General features: G+C 59.6%; 1 protein-coding gene and 1 pseudogene. Both read left to right on the top strand.

Annotated features, from left to right (window positions below):
* Positions 1-637 (top strand): hypothetical protein (locus PDO_RS29140; RefSeq protein ID WP_244426463.1); only part of this gene is annotated, 637 nt, incomplete at its 5' end.
* Positions 625-1,293: pseudogene (locus PDO_RS29135) on the top strand (DNA helicase); the annotation flags it as partial. The gene PDO_RS29140 and the pseudogene PDO_RS29135, both read left to right, overlap by 13 nt.

The following is a 1,293-nucleotide window of genomic DNA, read 5'->3' as shown; positions in this document are numbered from 1 at the left end:
TGCGGAGGCGCCGGCACCAGGCTTGTCGTGGTTGGAACGTGACGCACATGACTCACAGACGTTACGCGAGCTCGAAGATCTTGCCAGCGAACTCGGTCTCGTCTTCGGTTCGGTCGAACGTCAGCCGGCACTCGATCTCATCAATGTCAACGAATGGAGCTCCGGTTGGCAGGATGGCGTGATGGCGGCCGCACAGTCGCTGTTGAATGCGATAGACCTGTTGGTCAACTCGGCGAACGGATTTGTCACCCGCCTTGGCCTCAAACCGGAGGAACGGTTGTCGCGAAACGAACTGCAGGCACTGTTGGGCCTTGCAAGGGTGTTACAGAAATCGCGGGGCCATGACATCACGATCGTCTTTGATCGGGATTTTGCCCGATGTGCTGAAGCGCTGGAAAGTCTCGACAGCTCCATCAAAGCCTATCGCGCAGCAGACCGGGCGGCTGCTGCTTCCTACAGTGCCGCCGCCGTCCGCGACCTCGAGGCTGACGTCCTGGATCACCAGTGGCGCAGGCAAGCGCTTCATTCTGGCCGAATGCGATGCTTGGCAAGCGCAAAGTTCAGAAGCTGCTCCAGAGCTACGCCGAGCAAGGCTCCGCGGATCCAGAGCGGGATCTCCCTCTTTTGCGGCGCATGAAGGATTGCCTTTCAGCGATCGACCAGAATCTCTTGAACGGCAAGCCTCTGCCGGTCGGTGGTCTGGCGACAGATGTCGGAGCCGTTGCGGCAGTGCTGGAAATCGCTCGTGAGCTCCGTGCCACAATCCCACTTCCGGGCCGCGATCAGGATGAGACCCGAACGACGCTCCGCGTTCTTGCGCCGTGTCTTCGCGCGGTGATCGAAGACGATGTGGTCCGGCATGCAGGCGACAGGTTGCTGGCGGCGGTCGATGGCTTGAAGGACGCGCAAAGGCGCTTCAGCATGATCGCCGGGCGCGACAGTCTTTTTGAGAAGGATGTTGCCGACCTTGCAACGCTGAGGGACAAGCTCGAAGCTCTTGTCGGTGCGAGGCATCTGCTTCGTGATTGGTCAGCCTGGTGCCGGATCAGAAATCAGGCAATGCTGGCGAACCTGTCGTCGTTGGTCGAACATATCGAAACAGGCGCGATCCGACCTGATGAAACACGGGCTGCGTTTCGCCTGGGTTATGCCAGGTGGTGGCTTCCGAAGGTTCTCGATGCTGACCCAGTCTTGCGAAACTTTCGGCGTTTCCAGCACGAAAACGCGATCAGTGAATTTCGCAACATCGACGATCTCGTGCGCTCACACGCGACCTCGCGCGTCATCAGTGCG

Origin of the sequence: Rhizobium sp. PDO1-076 (assembly GCF_000247475.1) — a bacterium.
In the GTDB taxonomy this organism is placed as follows: Bacteria; Pseudomonadota; Alphaproteobacteria; order Rhizobiales; family Rhizobiaceae; genus Allorhizobium.
This window is presented reverse-complemented; position numbering and strand designations above follow the sequence as displayed.